This window comes from Parvibaculum sedimenti, from assembly GCF_009184905.1.
Taxonomy (GTDB): Bacteria; Pseudomonadota; Alphaproteobacteria; order Parvibaculales; family Parvibaculaceae; genus Parvibaculum; species Parvibaculum sedimenti.
Genome location: NZ_WESC01000022.1, coordinates 1 through 17,437 on the forward strand (window position 1 = coordinate 1; position 17,437 = coordinate 17,437).

General features: G+C 61.7%; 15 protein-coding genes. 1 reads left to right on the forward strand and 14 read right to left on the reverse strand.

Going from position 1 to position 17,437, the window contains the following annotated elements:
• Window positions 1-182: 182 nt before the first annotated feature.
• From qatD to F2P47_RS17140, 12 genes are all read right to left on the reverse strand, one after another.
• Window positions 183-932: a Qat anti-phage system TatD family nuclease QatD gene (gene qatD / locus F2P47_RS17085; RefSeq protein WP_152217604.1), complete on the reverse strand. Its 750-nt coding sequence runs from the start codon at window positions 930-932 to the stop codon at window positions 183-185.
• An 8-nt stretch (window positions 933-940) separates the two neighbouring features.
• Complete coding sequence (qatC, locus tag F2P47_RS17090) at window positions 941-2,290, reverse strand: Qat anti-phage system QueC-like protein QatC (RefSeq protein WP_152217605.1); 1,350 nt, start codon at window positions 2,288-2,290, stop codon at window positions 941-943.
• The gene (gene qatB / locus F2P47_RS17095) at window positions 2,287-3,162 is read right to left on the reverse strand and encodes a Qat anti-phage system associated protein QatB (RefSeq protein WP_152217606.1); all 876 of its coding nucleotides are present in this window, start codon (window positions 3,160-3,162) and stop codon (window positions 2,287-2,289) included. The genes qatC and qatB overlap by 4 nt, the downstream gene beginning before the upstream one ends.
• On the reverse strand, window positions 3,162-5,114 hold the full coding sequence (gene qatA, locus F2P47_RS17100; protein ID WP_152217607.1) for a Qat anti-phage system ATPase QatA: 1,953 nt from the start codon (window positions 5,112-5,114) through the stop codon (window positions 3,162-3,164). The genes qatB and qatA overlap by 1 nt, the downstream gene beginning before the upstream one ends.
• Before the next feature lie 57 nt (window positions 5,115-5,171).
• Window positions 5,172-6,083 carry an efflux RND transporter periplasmic adaptor subunit gene (locus F2P47_RS17105; RefSeq protein WP_152217608.1) on the reverse strand — a complete coding sequence of 304 codons (912 nt, stop codon included), beginning with the start codon at window positions 6,081-6,083 and terminating at the stop codon, window positions 5,172-5,174.
• A 12-nt stretch (window positions 6,084-6,095) separates the two neighbouring features.
• On the reverse strand, window positions 6,096-6,320 hold the full coding sequence (locus tag F2P47_RS17110) for a DUF1656 domain-containing protein (protein ID WP_343032323.1): 225 nt from the start codon (window positions 6,318-6,320) through the stop codon (window positions 6,096-6,098).
• A complete protein-coding gene (locus F2P47_RS17115) occupies window positions 6,302-8,275 on the reverse strand; it encodes an FUSC family protein (RefSeq protein ID WP_204886752.1) in 1,974 nt (657 codons plus the stop codon). Before F2P47_RS17115 ends, F2P47_RS17110 begins: the two co-directional genes overlap by 19 nt.
• The gene (locus F2P47_RS17120) at window positions 8,275-8,742 is read right to left on the reverse strand and encodes a MarR family winged helix-turn-helix transcriptional regulator (protein WP_152217611.1); all 468 of its coding nucleotides are present in this window, start codon (window positions 8,740-8,742) and stop codon (window positions 8,275-8,277) included. The genes F2P47_RS17115 and F2P47_RS17120 overlap by 1 nt, the downstream gene beginning before the upstream one ends.
• A gap of 320 nt (window positions 8,743-9,062) precedes the next feature.
• Window positions 9,063-9,401, reverse strand: coding sequence for an ArsR/SmtB family transcription factor (locus F2P47_RS17125; RefSeq protein ID WP_152217612.1), 339 nt, complete (start codon window positions 9,399-9,401; stop codon window positions 9,063-9,065).
• Between the two features lie 90 nt (window positions 9,402-9,491).
• A complete protein-coding gene (locus F2P47_RS17130; protein ID WP_152217613.1) occupies window positions 9,492-10,895 on the reverse strand; it encodes an efflux transporter outer membrane subunit in 1,404 nt (467 codons plus the stop codon).
• The gene (locus F2P47_RS17135) at window positions 10,882-12,063 is read right to left on the reverse strand and encodes an efflux RND transporter periplasmic adaptor subunit (RefSeq protein ID WP_152217614.1); all 1,182 of its coding nucleotides are present in this window, start codon (window positions 12,061-12,063) and stop codon (window positions 10,882-10,884) included. The genes F2P47_RS17130 and F2P47_RS17135 overlap by 14 nt, the downstream gene beginning before the upstream one ends.
• Window positions 12,056-15,247: an efflux RND transporter permease subunit gene (locus F2P47_RS17140; RefSeq protein WP_152217615.1), complete on the reverse strand. Its 3,192-nt coding sequence runs from the start codon at window positions 15,245-15,247 to the stop codon at window positions 12,056-12,058. The genes F2P47_RS17135 and F2P47_RS17140 overlap by 8 nt, the downstream gene beginning before the upstream one ends.
• Before the next feature lie 238 nt (window positions 15,248-15,485).
• Between F2P47_RS17140 and F2P47_RS17145 the strand changes: the two genes are divergently transcribed.
• Complete coding sequence (locus F2P47_RS17145) at window positions 15,486-16,412, forward strand: LysR substrate-binding domain-containing protein (protein ID WP_152217616.1); 927 nt, start codon at window positions 15,486-15,488, stop codon at window positions 16,410-16,412.
• On the opposite strand, the gene F2P47_RS18165 is transcribed toward F2P47_RS17145, so the two are convergent.
• Both F2P47_RS18165 and F2P47_RS18170 read right to left on the reverse strand, forming a co-directional pair.
• Window positions 16,366-16,803 (reverse strand): IS630 family transposase, encoded by a 438-nt coding sequence (locus F2P47_RS18165; RefSeq protein ID WP_152217617.1) that lies wholly within the window; start codon window positions 16,801-16,803, stop codon window positions 16,366-16,368. The genes F2P47_RS17145 and F2P47_RS18165 overlap by 47 nt on opposite strands.
• Window positions 16,800-17,309, reverse strand: a complete 510-nt coding sequence (locus F2P47_RS18170) for a helix-turn-helix domain-containing protein (protein WP_152217618.1) — start codon at window positions 17,307-17,309, stop codon at window positions 16,800-16,802. Before F2P47_RS18170 ends, F2P47_RS18165 begins: the two co-directional genes overlap by 4 nt.
• Between the last annotated feature and the right edge of the window lie 128 nt (window positions 17,310-17,437).

Below are 17,437 nucleotides of genomic sequence, written 5' to 3' on the forward strand. Positions count from 1 at the left end.
AATCCTCCGCAAATCGGTCAGAGGATTGAATCACGCGCGCCCATGCGACAGCAATGGCGGAGTTTTTCAACGGTATCCGTCTGAAGCAGACTTCTCACCGCGCACCAAATACCTCTTCTCTGATTATGACGCTCGTATGGGGACGTGCAGCAGAGATAAGTCGGCAGTCCGAGTGAACGTGCCTACGGTTGCTCTAGCAAGCTTTTCAGATTCCGTATGATCGTGGCGGACATATCTGCCGGCGGCATCGCGTGTAGACGCGCGAGGGCCTCTACCGCGATCCAGACATCTCTCGGTCTGGTGGGCCGGCCATCGGTTTGTGTAAATGGACCGTCTGTTTCTGTTAAAATACGATCCAATGGCAGTGTCTTGGTAATCACGGCCCGTTTCTCATTGTTGAGCATCTCAGCGTTCACCGAAAAATAGCAGCCTAGATCGACCGCTCTCCTGGCTTCCGCTGCGGTGCCTGTGAACCAATGCAGCACCACGCGCCCTCGCGGCGGCGGCATGTGCTGCTCGATCATATCAAGCACGGCCTCGGTCGCGCGGACGCTATGGGTCGTGACGATCTTGTTGCCAGCTGCGGCGCAGAGCGACAACACGCGAGCAAAAATCTCCTTCTGCGTCTCGAACGACCTGTAGAACCGTGGGCCGGCGTCCAGCCCGACCTCACCTACATAGCGGGTGTTCGGTAGCAATTCCTCCCATAGTCCGATCTCGTGCGCCCGGTCGGCAACCAATTGAGGATGCAGGCCGAGGGCGGCGCGGACATGGCGTGTGGCGGACGCCAGCTCGTGGTTCCGTGCCCACGCCTTGGGCGTGGTCGTCACGGTAAGAGTGAACACACCGTCACGCTCGCAACTCTCCACCTCGGCCACATGGTCGGGGTAGAGATCGAGGTGACAATGAAAATCGACGAAAGCCGATCGCATGGAGCCTCTCACGATGGTGCGGCGCGAACGCCGGTCAGCAAGCGGCCAACCTCCTCCAACCCGCGACGATAGACATCGGCTAGAGCATCATGCCGAGAACGATCGTCATAAAGCGGCCCCGGCTTATGGATTAGGGCCTTGGCGAGTTCCGGGCGCCTCAATAGCCGTGCGATGGCAATCTGGAAGGATCGGACCTGTTGTCCCTCGGCCTGTCTGGTATCCAATGTGACAGCCTCTAAGTCGGGCACCCCGTAAACTGTCGTGTCCGTGCCCCGCAGGGAGGCCCGCCGAATAAGACACGGCAGGCAGTAACCGCAATGTCCCTGCGGCTTCTTGGTCCAGCGCCCCTTCGTCGGTGACGAACATGATAACGACACTGGGGCGAGCTGCTTCAACAGGGCGGGATTGGCACACTGAGCTACCATTTCACCCTTGGTCTTGTCCCAATAGGGATTCTGGACCTTCCCCCCGACGCCAAGCGTACGGAGCAAATCATTCCACCGTGCCATGTAGAAAGGATGCGTCGTCCGGGTGCTGAGCGCGCCCAGCCGAAGCCGATCGAGCGGCACATTGAGCGCGATCAAGCCGTTCTCCGGAACTTTGAGCACGAAGTCGCGGCCAAGCGCGGTGCCGGCGGCGATGCCCAACGAGAAGAACAGGAACGAGCGGCCGCGCGTCGTATCCTCCGATCCGACATCCTCGACCAGCCCGCTATCGAAACTCATCCACACCCGCAGCCTATCAAAGGCGGACGCTTTGTAAGCGGCTTTCAAACCGTCGAAACATTGCTCCTGCGACTTGCTCACCAGCCCTTCGCCGGCATGGCTGACCAGAAGCGGCGTCTCGCCCGCATTCAAGCTGTCGATCGCGCCGATCAGACTGTCCAAACCACCGGAGAACAGACTAACGCCGTCGAATGGAGCGGGGATAAGGGTGGGTGCCGCGTCGGAAACCAGTTTTGCATAACCCTTGGCCCGCTTGCGGAATCCAACATCCCACCTGTCGCCGGTCAGGAAGTTCAAGGCGCGGACCAGAATGGGCGCGGCCGCCGTCCATCGCACCGGATCGCTCACGGGGATGACCAGCCGAATCTCGCGCGTCCAGGCGTCCTGCGATTCCGTGGAGCGAGAGATGCGTGTGTCCGCCGCATGGACATGGGCCGCGACCACCAGCATGTCCGCGCCGATCTCGCTCGGGGTCAGATGCAGCGCCTTGAGATCGGCTAAGGCGCGGCCGATCCCGTGGTCGAGACGCTTGCCCGCCACCAACTGCAAGGTCGATGCAAACTCGTCGCGCGCCTTCGGGACGCGGGTCTTATCGTCCGACCCGAAACGACCGATGATGACATGACGCCTCATTTCGCTGCCTCCCCGTCGCCCATCGTCTGCAACACGTCGAAGGCGGATTGATAGACGTTGGTCACGAAGCCCATCACCGCATCAGGGGTCAGCGACTGGATGTTGACGCCTGCGGCGTTGATCGCGTCGCTGACTGCGCGCTGGATGAAATCACGCAGTTGCGCCTCAATACTCTCGGCCACGCGCGGATCGGCAGGCAAAGTGACGACCTTCATGCCTACGTCGTTGCAGATACGGACCTCAATCGCGTGCGTCGCATACAACTCGAAGACAGTCTGAATCTGGCCCGATGTTAACGCGTCGATGTCGGTGATGCCGGCACCGGCGAGATCAGCGATGGTCTCGACGAAGGCGTCTCGGGCGATGCCCTCGTCGATGGACCCGCCTTCGGGACAGATGTAGTCAGCGAGACCGGCAAACACTTCCTCGATCGGCCGCCCGGCGAGGCTTTCGAGGTTGAGCGTCCGCAGTGCTTCACGAACGCCATTTGCACTGGCGTCATTAAGGAATCGGACCAGGCCAGCGCCTGTGCCGCGCGATGAGCCCATGCGCTGCGCGGCTTGGCGGGAACCACCCGCGGATTTGGACACATATTGCGAGACAGCGCGGCCGAGACTCTTGCGGTCGCTGCCGCCCGAGCTTACGAAGCGCGTGAAATTGGTTCGGGCGGACGTGAACCGATCCGATGCACCTGCCGGGGCGGTCGGACGGGGCGCTGGCGCGGGAGGAACTGCTGGGGGCGTTCCATCGGGTGACGACGGTGGCGTCCCGTCGCCATCACCCGCACTACCAGCCCCACCATCATCCTGCAACCAGCTCGGAATAAGTGGCGTGCCGCCGCCTGCACCGCCGTAGGCGCTCGACGTGCCCATCAGCGCCCACCTTTCCGCGTGCGGAGCGCGGCGCTTGCCGTCGTCTTCAGGAAAGTCGAACCGGAAGTGGACCATCCTTGGAGTAGCTTCTCGAACCGCGTCAACGCGCCGGAATCCTTGATGACGCCCTCCCAACCCGACGCGGGCCACGGACCGCACCGATCGGCTGGCACGGCTTCGAGCAAGTCGAGAAGGTTAGCCTGCAATGTCGGATGAGCGCGAACCAACACGGCGAGCCCATCTATTCCAGGAGGCGCGGTGTCGAAGGCATCGCCGCCCATGACGCGCCCACGCAGTTCCTCGAAGACTTGGGCGGCCTCGGCCGGAACAAGCTGCTTGAGTTCGCCTTCGAACGCCTGAACTGCCAGTTTCGGTCCCATCAGCTTTTCGACCACTGCGGCGAGACGCCCGAGCACGGAAGCCGCGCCGAAATAGTCCTTCCGATCCTTGGTTACGAACAGATAGGGGCGCAGATCGACTTCCGCCAAAGCTGGTGAAAGCCGCGCCCAGGCCTTTATCGCATCGGCTGCCTTCCATTCTGTCAGGATGGCGCTGTCCTTGGAGTTCGGTACGGTGGTCGGCTTAGCGTCATCAATGGAACTGATTTTCGGCCCCGCCTGCTTCGCTTTAGGGGCCGGCTTCTCCTCCGACGCCGCAGCTTCGAGCGCGGCCAAATCTACGCACCGACCGTCCGGGTCGCGGGCGGCGGCACTGGCGATCTGGTCGAACAATCTGGAAAGGAACCGTTCGGCCAACATGAGTTTGGCCAAGACGGGCAGCTTCACCTCTTCGCCGAAACCGCGAGCAAGCGCGATCTGATGGCGCAGCAGCAGGGTGTTCAGGAAACGCTTGATCTGTCGCGGATTGCCCTGAGTTCCGCTGGCCAGGATCGGACCGATCTGATCACTCAAGGTGAGCGCATTCTGGACCTTGCCGGCTTTGTCGCCCAAGGCGGTCTTGACCGTCTGCGCATCGAGCCCGGCCGTCTGCCAAGGGCGTTTGAGTAATTCGCGCGCCACGGTGATGAGCGCCGAGTAAGTGGGATCGTCCTCGCCCAACTCCGCGCCGACGAGCAGCAAGGTAACGTAGATGCGGGTTTCGGTCTCGCCCAAAGCCGGAATCCGGAACGGTATCTGGATCAGCTTTTCGAGATAGTTGCGCGCATAGTCGCGAGGTCCGGTCGTGTCTGGGAGTTCGGGGAAATGCTTGCGCACCGAATATTCGATCATCGCCTCGTCGGCCGCTACGATGAACGCGGTGCGGGCGGTGAATACGAACAGGCGGACGGCTTCAAGTGTTTCAATCGCTGTGTCCGGCAGGCAGCGGTCGAGATCGTCAATGAGGACGATCAGTTGCTTGACCCCCGCCTGTTTGAGCAGGTCGTCAAAAGCTTTCCGGAAGGCCTCAATCTCTTCCGGAACATTCTTCGACTCTCCCGGCTTCAGCAGACCTCGCACACCGTCGATGGCCTTGTCGTAATTCTCCTGCGTGGTGAGCTTCGAGGGATCGGAGAATATGTCCTTCAAGGTGTCGACCACCGCGTCGACTTGATGGGCCGTAGGAATGCCCGTGAACGCAGTAAACGCGAGACCGCCACCGTGGCGCGCGATCTTGAGCCAGTCGATGCGCTTGAAGATGTCTTTCACCGCCAAGCCGGCTTGCGTGAGCAAAGGGCGCTTTTCTAGAAGTGCAGTAACGATTCCTTCGATGAGCGCGATTTTGGCATCTTCAAATCCTTGAAAACGCCATCCATTGAATTTGATACAGAGCACATCCGCATCCAAATCGAGGTCGTTCTCGATCATTTCTAGGATGCTTGATTTTCCCGCACCCCAGTCACCATGAACCCCAATTGTCACGGCGCGCTCAGGCTTTTCACGCAACAACTCGATGATGGTCTTTGCGATCGCCTCGTTATTGAGGAGATCGACCTTTGTTTCATTGCGAGAAATTTCCTGTCAGCCGTATACCTTGCAGGATCTATCATTCTGCTCAACTGAAGACAGACCCTAGAGCGGATTGCCGAACTTGAAGATATTCATGTTAGCACCGTCAAGCGTCACGGTCGCCGTGCGCCCCGCAATCAATACCGTTCCGCGCGGAACGTGGTCTATGGCGATCCGGACGGGAACGCGCTGGGCAAGGCGAACCCAGCTAAAGGTGGGATTGACGTTGGCAAGCAACGTGCCCGACACTGTTGTGCGCTCCCTGTCGTCGATGCCCGCCGAAAGGCCCGTGACGTGGCCATCGAGCGGCTTGTCCTCGCCCATGATCCAGATCGTGGCGTGCATGCCATCATGCACGTAGGCAAGCTTCGTCTCCTCAAAATAGCCGGAAACATAGAAACTGTTGCTATCCACGATCGCCAACACGGGCTGGCCTGCCACAGAATAGGCGCCTGGTCGCAAGGAAAAATTCGTGATGATGCCGTTGACGGGCGCACGCACCTTGGTGCGCGCCAGATTGATGCGCGCCAGATCCCGGTTCGCGACTGCCTGGGCGTAGGCGGCGCGTGCCTCCTCGGCCCCCGACCTTGCATTGTCGCTCACCTGCATTGGCACCGCGCGCACTCTAGCGAGTTTGGCGTAACGGTTATCCTCCCGTTCGGCCGCGTCGACCGTGGCCTTGGCCTGCGCCAGCGCGGCCTCGGCTCTATCCAGCGCATTGGCATAGCGCACATGATCGATGACAAACAAAATTTGACCACGCTGCACCCTTTGATTATCATGTACGAGAACCTGTTCCACGCTCCCCGACACGTCCGCCGCGAGTGGCACCACATCGGCGCGGATCCTTCCATCGCGCGTTTGCGGTGCGTAAGTGTAATAGACATATAGATGCCACAGCACTAAACAGGCCAAAAATGCCAGAATCACTGTAGGAACGATCTTCAGAAGACGAACGGTGAGTTCGCGAGTCATCGTTTCACGCTTTCAACTTGTCACAGCCTGTAGAAGCGCGAAGACCGCGCCGACAAGGACGAAGAACAGGGATATGCTGAACAACGACTGGTGCCATATAGCACGATAGATGCCCGTCGCTTCCAGAACACGGCCGATAAGAATGCGCGCCAGAAAAGCCGCTAGAAGGCAAAGCAAAAGTGGCGAGACGAACACCCCCGCAATATCGAATTCCCCAATCATGTTGCAGGGACCCATTGTGGCCCATTTTCAAAGAGCGCAAGACGCAATCTGATCAGACTGCGAATAAACGCATGGTGCGACGGGTCGGGGGCTTCTTTCCAGGCGGCCGTCAGCATGTGGTCTATCCTGGCAAGTAGGGCCGGTGACAACTCTGCTGAGCCGATTTCCTGCCGCAGAGCATCAAGCAGATATTCCGACTCCAAACGGGCAGATCCCGCCAGGGATTCAGTGCTGCGCCGCAGATCCGCGATATTCACGCCCGCGCGCAACCATGAGAGCAACCGAGCACTCTGATCCGTCTGCTCTACGGCACCGAGTCTTGGAATGATCGAGCCGAGGCGGTCGAGAGCACGATCGATATAGTCATCTCGGTCCTTCTCCGTGGCACGATAACTGAGCTTCACGATATCGGCACGTTCCATCTGCGTTAGACGGAGCAAAGCCTGCGCCGTTCCGCTCCGTCCGAGCAACCCGATACAGGAATAAGCAACGAAGACACCCAGCAGGCTTGCAAAGCCCGCCTCAAGAAACGCACCGAAATTCAGCGGACTGTATGTTCCTTGAAGATTTATCGTGCTGAGCCCCAGCGCCATGAGCAATGTGGCTTGTGGGTTGGTTGCCGCCCACGCGCCCAGAGGCAACATGAAGATGGCCATCGCGATAAGAAACGATGGAAAATTGTCCGCCATAGGAAGCAGGCCGTAACTCAGGATACCGGCAAACAGCAACGCAAAGGCCGCAAAACGCCCGAACGTAGCAATCGCGTGTTCGGCTTCATCAACACCACCGAAGAATGCCAATGCGACGACACCGATCAGGACCGCGCCAGAACCTGCCTCCCAGCCCGTCGCCCACCATAAGACACAGAGCACCGAATAGCCCAACAGGGCAGCTATCGCTAGACGCCTCGCAGCACTTGGATCCGGTCTGAGCGGAAAAGCTTTGGTTCCTCGCACTTGCCGCTCCAGCTTGGGTTCCAGCACGGCGTCATCGTTAAGCGCGGCATCGAGTTGACGAACTTCCGCCCAGATGCGCAGCGCATCGGTGACCAGTTCAGTCAGATCCTCGCGGACCAGCTGCCGCCAAGGCGTACTGGGTTCGATACTGGATGTTGCATCGCGCAATCGCGCGACCAATCCGCTATCCGCAGCACGGCCGTCCTGCGCATATTGGTTGGCTTCTTCAAGCACGGACGCAAGCACCGTCCGCTCGGCGTCATTGGCGCCGACGATGCGCGACGCGGTCGCTGCGAGGGTCGGAACCAAGCGCAGAACGCGCCGCTGCATCGCAAACGTAAGCTCGCGTTCCCTGCGGCTGACAAGCGGATCGTAACGCAGATGGGCGGCCAATACGGAGAGTGCCGTGACATCGGCGATGATCTTCAGCCTGTCCTCAGCGGCCTTTGGTTCCAGGACCTGCCCGCGGAAAGAGTCGGCTATCCAGTTCTGCATGTCCGACCGCCATGAGCGAAGCCTCTGGCGCAATGTGGGGCCAAGCGAGCGGGGGGCAATCACGCTGTCCACTACCGTACAGCAGATGATCCCAAGACCGATTTCGGAAAGACGCGCCACCGCAGTGGCGAACATGTTGCCGGGATTGTCAATACCTCCGACGGCGACAATCATCAAGGTGAGGCCGAACAATTGAAAGCCATAGCCACGCGGCGACCGATCGAGCACCGAGCTGCCAAACGTCCCTGCCCCGATGAACCCGGCCGCAACGATCAACAGCAAGGGCTCGCTTCCAAAGACGCCGGCAAGCAGCAGCGAAATGACTCCGGCGCAAAGCGTGCCCGTGAAGCGGTAGACCGCCTTCGACCGGATCGCGCCTGTCAACGGATTCATCACGACGCAACAGGTAACGATCGTCCAGTATGTTTGCGGTAGCCCGATCCTGACCGAGATTGAAAACGCAATCATCGCTGCAATGTACAGCTTAACCGCGAACAGCCACCGCGACAGTTCAAACATCACTTGCCCTTGGCCCGCATGCTGTCGACGTGGGCCTGCGAACGCTCTTCCAGCAGGCGCAACACTCGTATGGTCGTTTTGATGTCGGATAGCGGCACATCCGCCAGCAGTTTGGAGCGCAGTACCGCGATAGCTTCCTCGAGACGTGACGCGAGGCGCGCACCCTTAGGAAGCAGATCGACAGTCTTGCTGCGCCGGTCCCCTGGAATCTCGTTGCGAACGAGAAGGCCAGCGGTTTCGCCCTGATCCAGCATCCGCGCGAGCGCTGCCGGATTCACACCGACTTCTTGCGCGAGCGTCTTCTGCTGCGTCTGCGGCCCCAGGCGGGAAACGAACAGCACGACAGTTGCGAGCGAATTCGAGAGGCCGGCTTCGGCGAATGCCGTTCCGGCAGCCTGCATCCATGCGCGACGCACCGGTTGTATTGCGTTGGTGAAGGCGTAGAGCGCTGAGTCCAGAGAAGACATATAAGACGGCCTAAAAGCGAGGATAAGACGGCCTAAAAGCGAGGGCCGGATATGGGAAAGCTGTCGAATAGTATTAATCATGCCTAAGCAATTATTGCTTTGTCAACAGGTCCTAGGTGGAGTTGTCGTACTCACATAGGAGCCCGTTGCAGAATAGGTCGGGATTGGCGGCATGAAGCGGTCCCCGGCTGGTTTTCGCTGTCGATGGCCGCATTCCCCGCCCTATTCTGCAACGGGCTTTTCGTACCGTGGAATTGATCCCGGACCCCAATCCGGGAAACGAGATGCGGAGAGCGGAATGATCCCGTTCTGACGACAGGTCAGCGGCTTTTCTTCCGCGGCGATGGTTTGACCGGCGGGCAGTAGATATCGGCAAGAGTTTCAATGATGCGCTGCGCCTCGGGACTCGCGAGCCGGTAATAGATGGTCTGGGATTCGCGCCGCGTTGCGACCAGCCCCTGCTCCCGAAGCAGCGCGAGGTGCTGCGACAAGGCGGACTGGCTGATCCCCACGATATCCTGGATTTCGCCGACCGACATTTCACGGCCGGCAATCTGGCAAAGGATCAGGAGACGCCGCTCGTTCGCGAGCGCGTTCAGAAGCTTCGAGGCTTCGGCGGCGCTCGCCTCGAGGTCTCTGATGTCAGCCGTCACGGCCATCCGGCAAAACTCCGCCGCACTCCAGCGCGGTCCAAGTTGATGCCTTATATATTAGAATTCATTTATATATGTCAAGGCCGCGCCTGACGCTCAGCCCTTCTGCTCCCAGCCGCCGCCCAGCGCCCTGATGAGGGCGATGGCGGCTTGCTGCCGGCGCGTCTGCACGTTGAGCGCCGCCATCTCGGCCTGAAGCTTGGCGGTTTGCGCGGTGACGACGCCGAGATAGTCGGCCGCGCCTTCCTTGTACTGCACGAAAGCGAGCTTGTTGGTGCGCGCCGCCGCCGCCACCGCATCGTCCTGATGCCTGGCCTCTTCCGCCAGACGGTTCGCCAAGGCCATCTGGTCCTCGACCTCGCGGAAGCTGTCGAGCACCGTCTGCCGGTAATCGGCGGCGACTTCGTCGAATTGCCCATGCGCCACAGCAAGAGCCGCCTTGCGCTCACCACCGTCGAAGACGGAGAGAACCGCGTCCGCCGGGCCCAGAGCCCAGAAGGCGCTCGGCGCCGTCAGGAGACCGCCGGCAACGCTTTCAAACCCGCCGGAAAGACCGAGCGTAATGTCCGGATAGAAGGCCGCTCTCTGAACGCCGATGCCGGCATTCGCCGCCGCGACGCGCCGCTCCGCCGCCGCGATGTCGGGACGACGTTGCAGCAGAACCGACGGCGTCGTCACCGGAACGACGGGGACGGCGATTTTCCGCACCGCCGGCGCGATCGAGAAGGTCGAGGCGGGCTCGCCGACCAGCGCGGCGATCGCATGTTCGAGGAGCGCCCGATCGGCGCCAACATCGGACAATTGCGCCTTCGCCGATGCGAGCTGGGTCTCCGCGCGACCGACGTCGATCGCCGAGGAGGCGCCGCCGGAATGAAGCGTGACCGTCAGGTTCAATGCCTTGTTGAAGGCATCGACCGTATCGGACAGCAGCGCCATTTCCGCGTCGAGACCGCGCAGACGTATATAATCGTCCGCGAGTACGGCCTGAAGGCTCAAGCGCACTGCAGCAAGATCGGCGGCGCTTGCCTGCTCGTCGGCCGTGCCCTGCGCGACGAGATTGCGCACGCGGCCCCAGAGGTCGAGTTCGTAGCTCGCGGCGAGGCCGCCGGCATAGTCATTATAGACCGCCGCCTTGTTCTGGAGCGGACGGTTCGCCGAAAGACGGTCGCGTTCGGCGCTCGTTTCGAGATCGAGCGTCGGAAAGAAGGATGAGCGCGCCTGATCGGCGAGGCCCCGCGCCTGATCGAAACGCGCAACGGCGGCAGCTAGACGGGGACTCTCTTTTTCGATGCGCTGTTCGAGCCCGTCGAGCACCGGATCGGGAAATATGCTCCACCACGCGCCGCGATGAGAGTCGTCCGCAGGCGCGGCGGGTGCCCAAGGCCCCACTTCCCTATAGGCCACAGGCACCGCGATCTTGGGCGGTGCATAATCCGGCGCCATGTCGCAGCCCGCCACCGAAAGGGCGAGGGCGACGGACAGAATTCTAGCTGTTTGCATGAGAGGACTGGCCGCCGGAGGAGTCGAGAATATGAACCTGGTCGCCATCGGCCAAGGCGTCGGGTGGACTGTCGACGATGCGATCGTTCATCGACAGGCCCGTTGCGATCTCGACCTTGGAGCCGAAGTCGCGCGCGATCTTGACCACTCTGAGCCTCACACGGCCGTCACCATCGACGACCGCGACGGTCATGCCTTGCGGGCGAAACATCAATGCGCTCGCCGGAACAAGGACCGACGATCCGGTATTCGGCAGCGAGAAGGTCACCTGCGTGTAGGCCCCCGGCTTGAGAAGCCCGTCCGAATTGTCGACCACGAGCTGAACCAGCATCGAGCCCGTCGTATCGCTCAGGGATTGCGACGTGTTGAGCAGCGTCGCCTGGAACTTCCGGTCCGGATATTCCGGCAGGACAAGCGTCGCGGTTATCCCGGCCTTGATATCGGCCGAGAAGTTCTGCGGCACATGCACATAGACGCGCATCTTCTTCGCGTCCGCCACGGTGAAGAGCGGCCGTGCCGCAGCCGTGCCCGAAACGATGAGAGCGCCGATATCGGTGGAGCGGCTCGTCACCACGCCGTCGAAGGGCGCGACGATGCGCCTGAAGCTTTGCAGCGTCCGAAGCCGGTCCACATCGGCCTGGGCCGCGTTCGCCATGGCACGCCGGACGGCGAGATCGCTCCGCTTCGTTTCGGCATCCTGCTTCGACACGGCATCCTGCGCCACCAGCCGGCCCCAGCGCTGGGCCGTGGTTTCCGCCAGACGAAGTTGCGCCTGCGCCGTCGCCAGATTGGCGGTCGCCGCCGCGACCTGCAGGTCGACGTCGGGCGTGTCGATTTCGGCGAGGACCTGCCCCGCCTTCACCGGCGTGCCGATATCGGCGTACCAGGCCTTCAGATAGCCGTTGGTGCGCGCATAGACGGGCGCCTGCGACCAGGCCTCGATCGAGGCCGGCAGGGACAGCGGACGCTGGGCACCGTCGACCGAGGGACGGAGAACGCTGACGGTCGGCATCGCCTGTTCGGCGGTCCAGCTCTTCAATTCCTGCTTGGCGAAGAGACGGGTCATCATCCCCGCGCCGACGACAACGACGACGACCGCGATGCCGATCAGGCCGGCGCGCCTGAGCTTGCGGCTGTCCCGCGCGGCGAGCTTGACGGGTTCATGCATAGGCTTCTCCAGGATTGGCGGAGGGTGCTGTTTGATGGCGACCGTGGACGAGAGCGAAGACGACGGGGACGAACATCAGCGTGGCGAAGGTCGCGACGATCAGTCCGCCGATCACGGCGCGGCCAAGCGGCGCATTCTGCTCGCCGCCCTCGCCGAGCCCCAGCGCCATCGGCGCCATGCCGATGATCATCGCCAAAGCCGTCATCAGCACCGGACGGAAACGTGTGAAGCCGGCCTCGAGGGCGGCCTTCGCGGCGTCGCCCGTCGCCGTCAGCCGCTCGCGCGCGAAACTGACGACAAGAATGGAGTTCGCCGTTCCAACGCCCATGCACATGATCGCACCCGTCAGGGCAGGCACCGACAATGTCGTATCGGTGACGAACAACATCCAGACGATGCCGGCAAGCGCACCGGGCAGGGCCGTAATGATCACAAAGGGATCGAGCCATGACTGGAAATTTACCACGATCAGCAGATAGATCATCACGACGGCGCCGAGGAGACCGAAGCCCATGCCGGAGAAGGCCGTGTTCATCGTCTGGTACTGGCCGCGCAGCGTAACGGTGACGCCTTTCGGCCTTTCGTTCGCATGCGCTTGCAGCACGTCGTTGATGTCGTCGGCGACGGCGCCAAGGTCCCGGCCCTGCGTCGTTGCATAGATATTCGCCATGGTCTGGATGTTGTATTGCGAGACGATGGCGTTGGCCGTGTCGCGCGACAGGGTTCCGAGCCCGCCCAGAACCTGCAAGGTGCCGTTCGCCGAAGAGCCGGTGATGGGCAGATTTTGCAGCCGGCTGAGCGAATCCAGCAGATATTCGGGCGTCTGCGCGACCACCTGATAGGACACGCCATTCTTCGGATTGAGCCAGTAGACCGGAGCCGTCTGGCCGCTGCCTGCAAGCGCCGTTGCAACGCCGTTCGTGACGTCGCGCTCCGTGAGGCCGAGTTCGCCGATCCGCGTGCGGTCGGCGTCGAAGCGTAGCTGCGGATATTGCGACGACTGCTGGATGCGGGCGTCGGCGACGCCGGAAATCTTGCGCACGTCGCGCAATATCTTCATCGCATAGTCCCGATCGTCCGCGAAATTGGGACCGATCACCTGAATGTCGATCGGAGCCGGGGCACCGAAATTGAGAATCTGGCTGACGATGTCCGACGGCAGGAACGCGAAGGTCGCGGTCGGAAACTCGCGCGGCAGGCGCTCGCGCAATGTCTTCACATATTCGTCGGTCGGCCGATGGCCTTCCGTCAGCCCGATCAGGATGTCGCCATCCTGCGGCCCGATGGTACCGGTGGCATTGTAGGTCGTGTTGATGCCGCTGACCGGCAGGCCGATATTGTCGACCATCGAATTCAACTCGCTCGGCGGGATGATCTCATGGATCCGCCGCTCGATCCGGTCGAAAAGGGCCGAGGTTTCCTCGATCCGTGTGCCGACTGGCGCGCGGACATGCATGGTGATCGACCCCGCATCGACCGCCGGAAAGAAGTTCTGGCCGAGGAAGGGCAGCAGAATAAAGGAGAGCAGGACGCAGACCATGAAACCGATGATGAACGGTATGCGATGCTCGAGCGCGAGCCCGAGATAGCCGGAATAATTGTCGCGCAGGCGCTCGAACCGATGCTCGAAAGCGCGCTGGAACCGGATCAGCGGATTTTTCGTCGGGCCCGGCTCGCCCGCCTCGTGCATATGGCCGGGTGCGTGGGGATGCAGCAGGTACATCGCCATGGTCGGCACCAGCGTGCGCGACAGGATGAACGAGGCGATCATCGCGAAGACAACGGAAAGCGCCATCGGCACGAAGAGGAAGCCGGCGACGCCCGGCAGGAAGAACATCGGCACGAAAACGATGCAGATGCAGAGCAGCGAAACGAAGGCCGGGACGACGATCTGCTGGGCGCCGTCGAGAATGGCGGTGCGGACGTCCTTGCCCTGCTCCAGATGCCAGTTGATGTTCTCGATGGTCACGGTGGCGTCGTCGACCAGAATGCCGACGGCGAGCGCGAGGCCGCCCAGCGTCATGATGTTGAGAGTCTGACCGAAGGCGGCAAGTGTCGCCACCGCGGCGAGAATGGCGAGCGGGATCGAAATGGCGATGATCACCGTCGACCGCCACGAGCCGAGAAAGAGCAGGATCATCAGGCTGGTCAGTACGGCGGCCAGCACGCCTTCGCGGACGACGCCCGAGATCGCGGCCTTCACGAACAGCGACTGGTCGTTCAGCGGCACGATCTTCAAACTGGGAGGCAATATCTCCTGTAAGCCGGGAAACCGCGACTTGATGCCCTGCACGATCGCCAGAGTCGATGTCGCTCCCGACTTCAGGATCGTCATCAGCACCGAACGCGCGCCGTTCACATGCACGACATTTTGCTGCGGCGGGCTGCCGTCGCGCACATGGGCGACGTCGCGCATATAGATCGTCGCGCCGTTCACGGTCTTCACCGGGATGTTGTTCAAGGCCTCAATCGTGTCGGGCGCGTTGTTCAATCTGAGATTGTATTGAAATGTCCCGATCTTGACGAAGCCGGCCGGGTTGATCTGGTTCTGGGCCGCGATCGCATTGCCGATGTCGGTCGCCGACAATCCCTTCGATTGCAGCGCCACCGGATCGATGTCGACCTGCACCTGCCTGGTCCTGCCGCCATAGGGATAGGGCACGGCGGCGCCCGGCACCGTCACGAGGTTGGTGCGGATGACGTTGAGGGCGTAGTCGCCGAGCTGCTGCTCCGACAGCCCCTTGCCCGACAGCGCCAATTGCAGAATCGGCACGGTCGAGGCGCTGTAGTTCAGGATCAGCGGCGGCGTCGAGCCGGGCGGCATCTGCTTCAGGACCGTCTGCGAGACGGCGGTGATCTGTGCATTGGCAAGGCGGATATCGGCGCCGGGCTGGAAGTAGATCTTGACGATGCCGATGCCCTGCATCGACTGCGCCTCGATGTGCTCGATGTCGTTGACGGTGGTCGTCAGCACGCGCTCATAAGGCGAGACCATCCGTCCCGACATGTCCTCGGGCGACAGCCCCGTATATTGCCAGATGACGGCGACCACAGGCACGCGAATGTCGGGGAAAATGTCGATGGGCATCCTGACGGCGGCCAGTCCACCAACGATCAATATCACCATTGCAAGGACGATAAACGTATAGGGCCGTTGCAAAGCAATACGCACGATGGATAACACGGCTCAACCTCGACATTGGAGATCCGAAGCGCGTCAGGCGGACCTGCGGCCGACGCGAGAAAGCCGCCACGACGAAGGCCCGCGACATGTCACTGTGGGGGGCGAGGAGCGACATATCGCAGGCACAGCGACCGTGACGGCCTCTCAGGTGACGAACACCCGCCTTGTATTGCGCCGCGGCATTGATAACGTCTAATATATAATAAAGGTTAATTGATATTATAAACGGAATATTGCGATGGAACTCCGCCACCTGCGTTACTTCGTCCATGTCGCCGAGGAGCTTCATTTCGGCCGCGCAGCCAAGCGCCTCGGCGTTTCGCAACCGCCTTTGAGCCAGCAAATACAGATTCTTGAAGAGGAAATCGGCACCCGCCTCTTCGAGCGCACCAACCGGCGCGTCGAACTCACCGAGGTCGGAAAGCTCTTTCTGCCGGAGGCGCGGGCGGCGCTCGAACAGGCGGCACATGCCGTAGAGGTGGCGCGCCGGGCCCATCGCGGTGAAATCGGCGAGGTCACGATCGGCATGACGGCTTCGGCGCCTTTCACCGGGGCCGTCACCAAGGCCATCCTCGCCTTTCGCCAGAATTCCCCGGATGTCCGCCTGACGATGAGCGAGATGCCGAGCTCTTTCCAGATCGAGGCGCTGAATGCCGGCAGCCTTCAGGTCGGCTTCCTGCGCGGCGCGCAACTTCCGGATCTGCCCATCGGCCTGACGGCGACGGAAATCTACGAGGATCGGCTGGTTCTCGCGCTGCGGGAGGACCATCCCCTCGCGTCGAGCGGCGAGGCCCTCGCGATGGACGTGCTGGCGAATGAGCCTTTCGTTTTCTATGTCCGCGGTCTCGGCGCGGGATTTCACGAACAATGGCTCGCGCTCTGTCATGGCGCCGGCTTCGAGCCGAGGATCGCGCAGGAGGTCCATGAGCTTTCGACCCTTCTCGGCCTGATCGCCGCCGGTCTCGGCGTCTCCGTCCTCTCCGCCTCCCTGCAAGCCTTGCAGGTGGAGCATGTTGTCTATCGGCCCCTGAAGGCGGTCGGCGCCACGACCAAGATGTGGGTGACATACAACAGGAAAAAAATGTCGCCCGCCTGCGAGGATTTCATCAACCTCGTGCTCAAGCACCACGCCTGCGCCGCCGCGGCTCATACCAACGCGCATTGACCGGATTGAGTTCCGGGCACCTCGGCGGCAGCGGCATCAGGGTGATGTTAGGCGGAACGACCAGTTCGGCAGAGCCGTGCCATCCAGCCTGATCGAGCAGCAGGACGGCATGCGCGCCCGGCGCGACATGGAAGGCGATTTCCTCAAGATGCATGCTCATTGCCTCGCTGTTGCATCGGGGCATGACGATACCCGCGGCCTTGCCTTCAGCGGGGCAGATCGCACCGAACAGCCATGCTGAGGACCGACGCTGATCCTTGGGGGCTGATGGTCGTGTGCCTCGCCTTGCCCAACGCCGGGTGAGCTTGGTCTGCTGGCCGACGCGGGCCTCGTCCTGCCACCACAGCTCTACCGGCGTTCCTCTCGGGAGCCGCCGCTTGATCTGCGTCAGGCGGGCGGCAAAGCTTTTTTAAAATCGGCAATGTCATCGCTCTTCTGACCACGATGGCGGGGCCGCGCCGAGAGCTTGCGATAGCCCATCGCGCGAAGCTCGCGCCCGAGGGTGTGGCGCGTGACGGAAAGCGCGAACTCGTCCCACACCCACTGCGCCAGATCGCACAGTCGCCAGCGCACCACGCCATGCGCCGCCGGGATCGGCCCAGCCTCAACAATCTCGGCAAGGCGGGTACGCTGTTCGTCGTTCAGGATCGAGGCCCGCCCCGGCGCCTTGCGCGTTGCCAGACCACCGGGGCCGCCCTCGTTGAACCGCATGACCCAGTCGCGCACGATCTGTAGCGTCACGCCGGCAACCTTCGCCGCTTCACTACGGCTTGCCCCGTCCAGGATCAGCGCAATAGCCAGCAGACGCCGGACCTGATCAGGATCACCACTTCGTCGCGCAAAACGACGCAAATCCCCCGAAATATAGTCAGATCGAACGCCTATCGCTGCTGCCATCGCAAGCCTCCATGTGCCTGCAACGTCGAATCAGATTTTCAGCAGCTTGGGAATCTGGAGGGTTCTGTGAGGTCGCGCGGCGGTGATGGTCTGGCTTGGCGCGGTGCGCGACCTCATTGAAGCCGGAT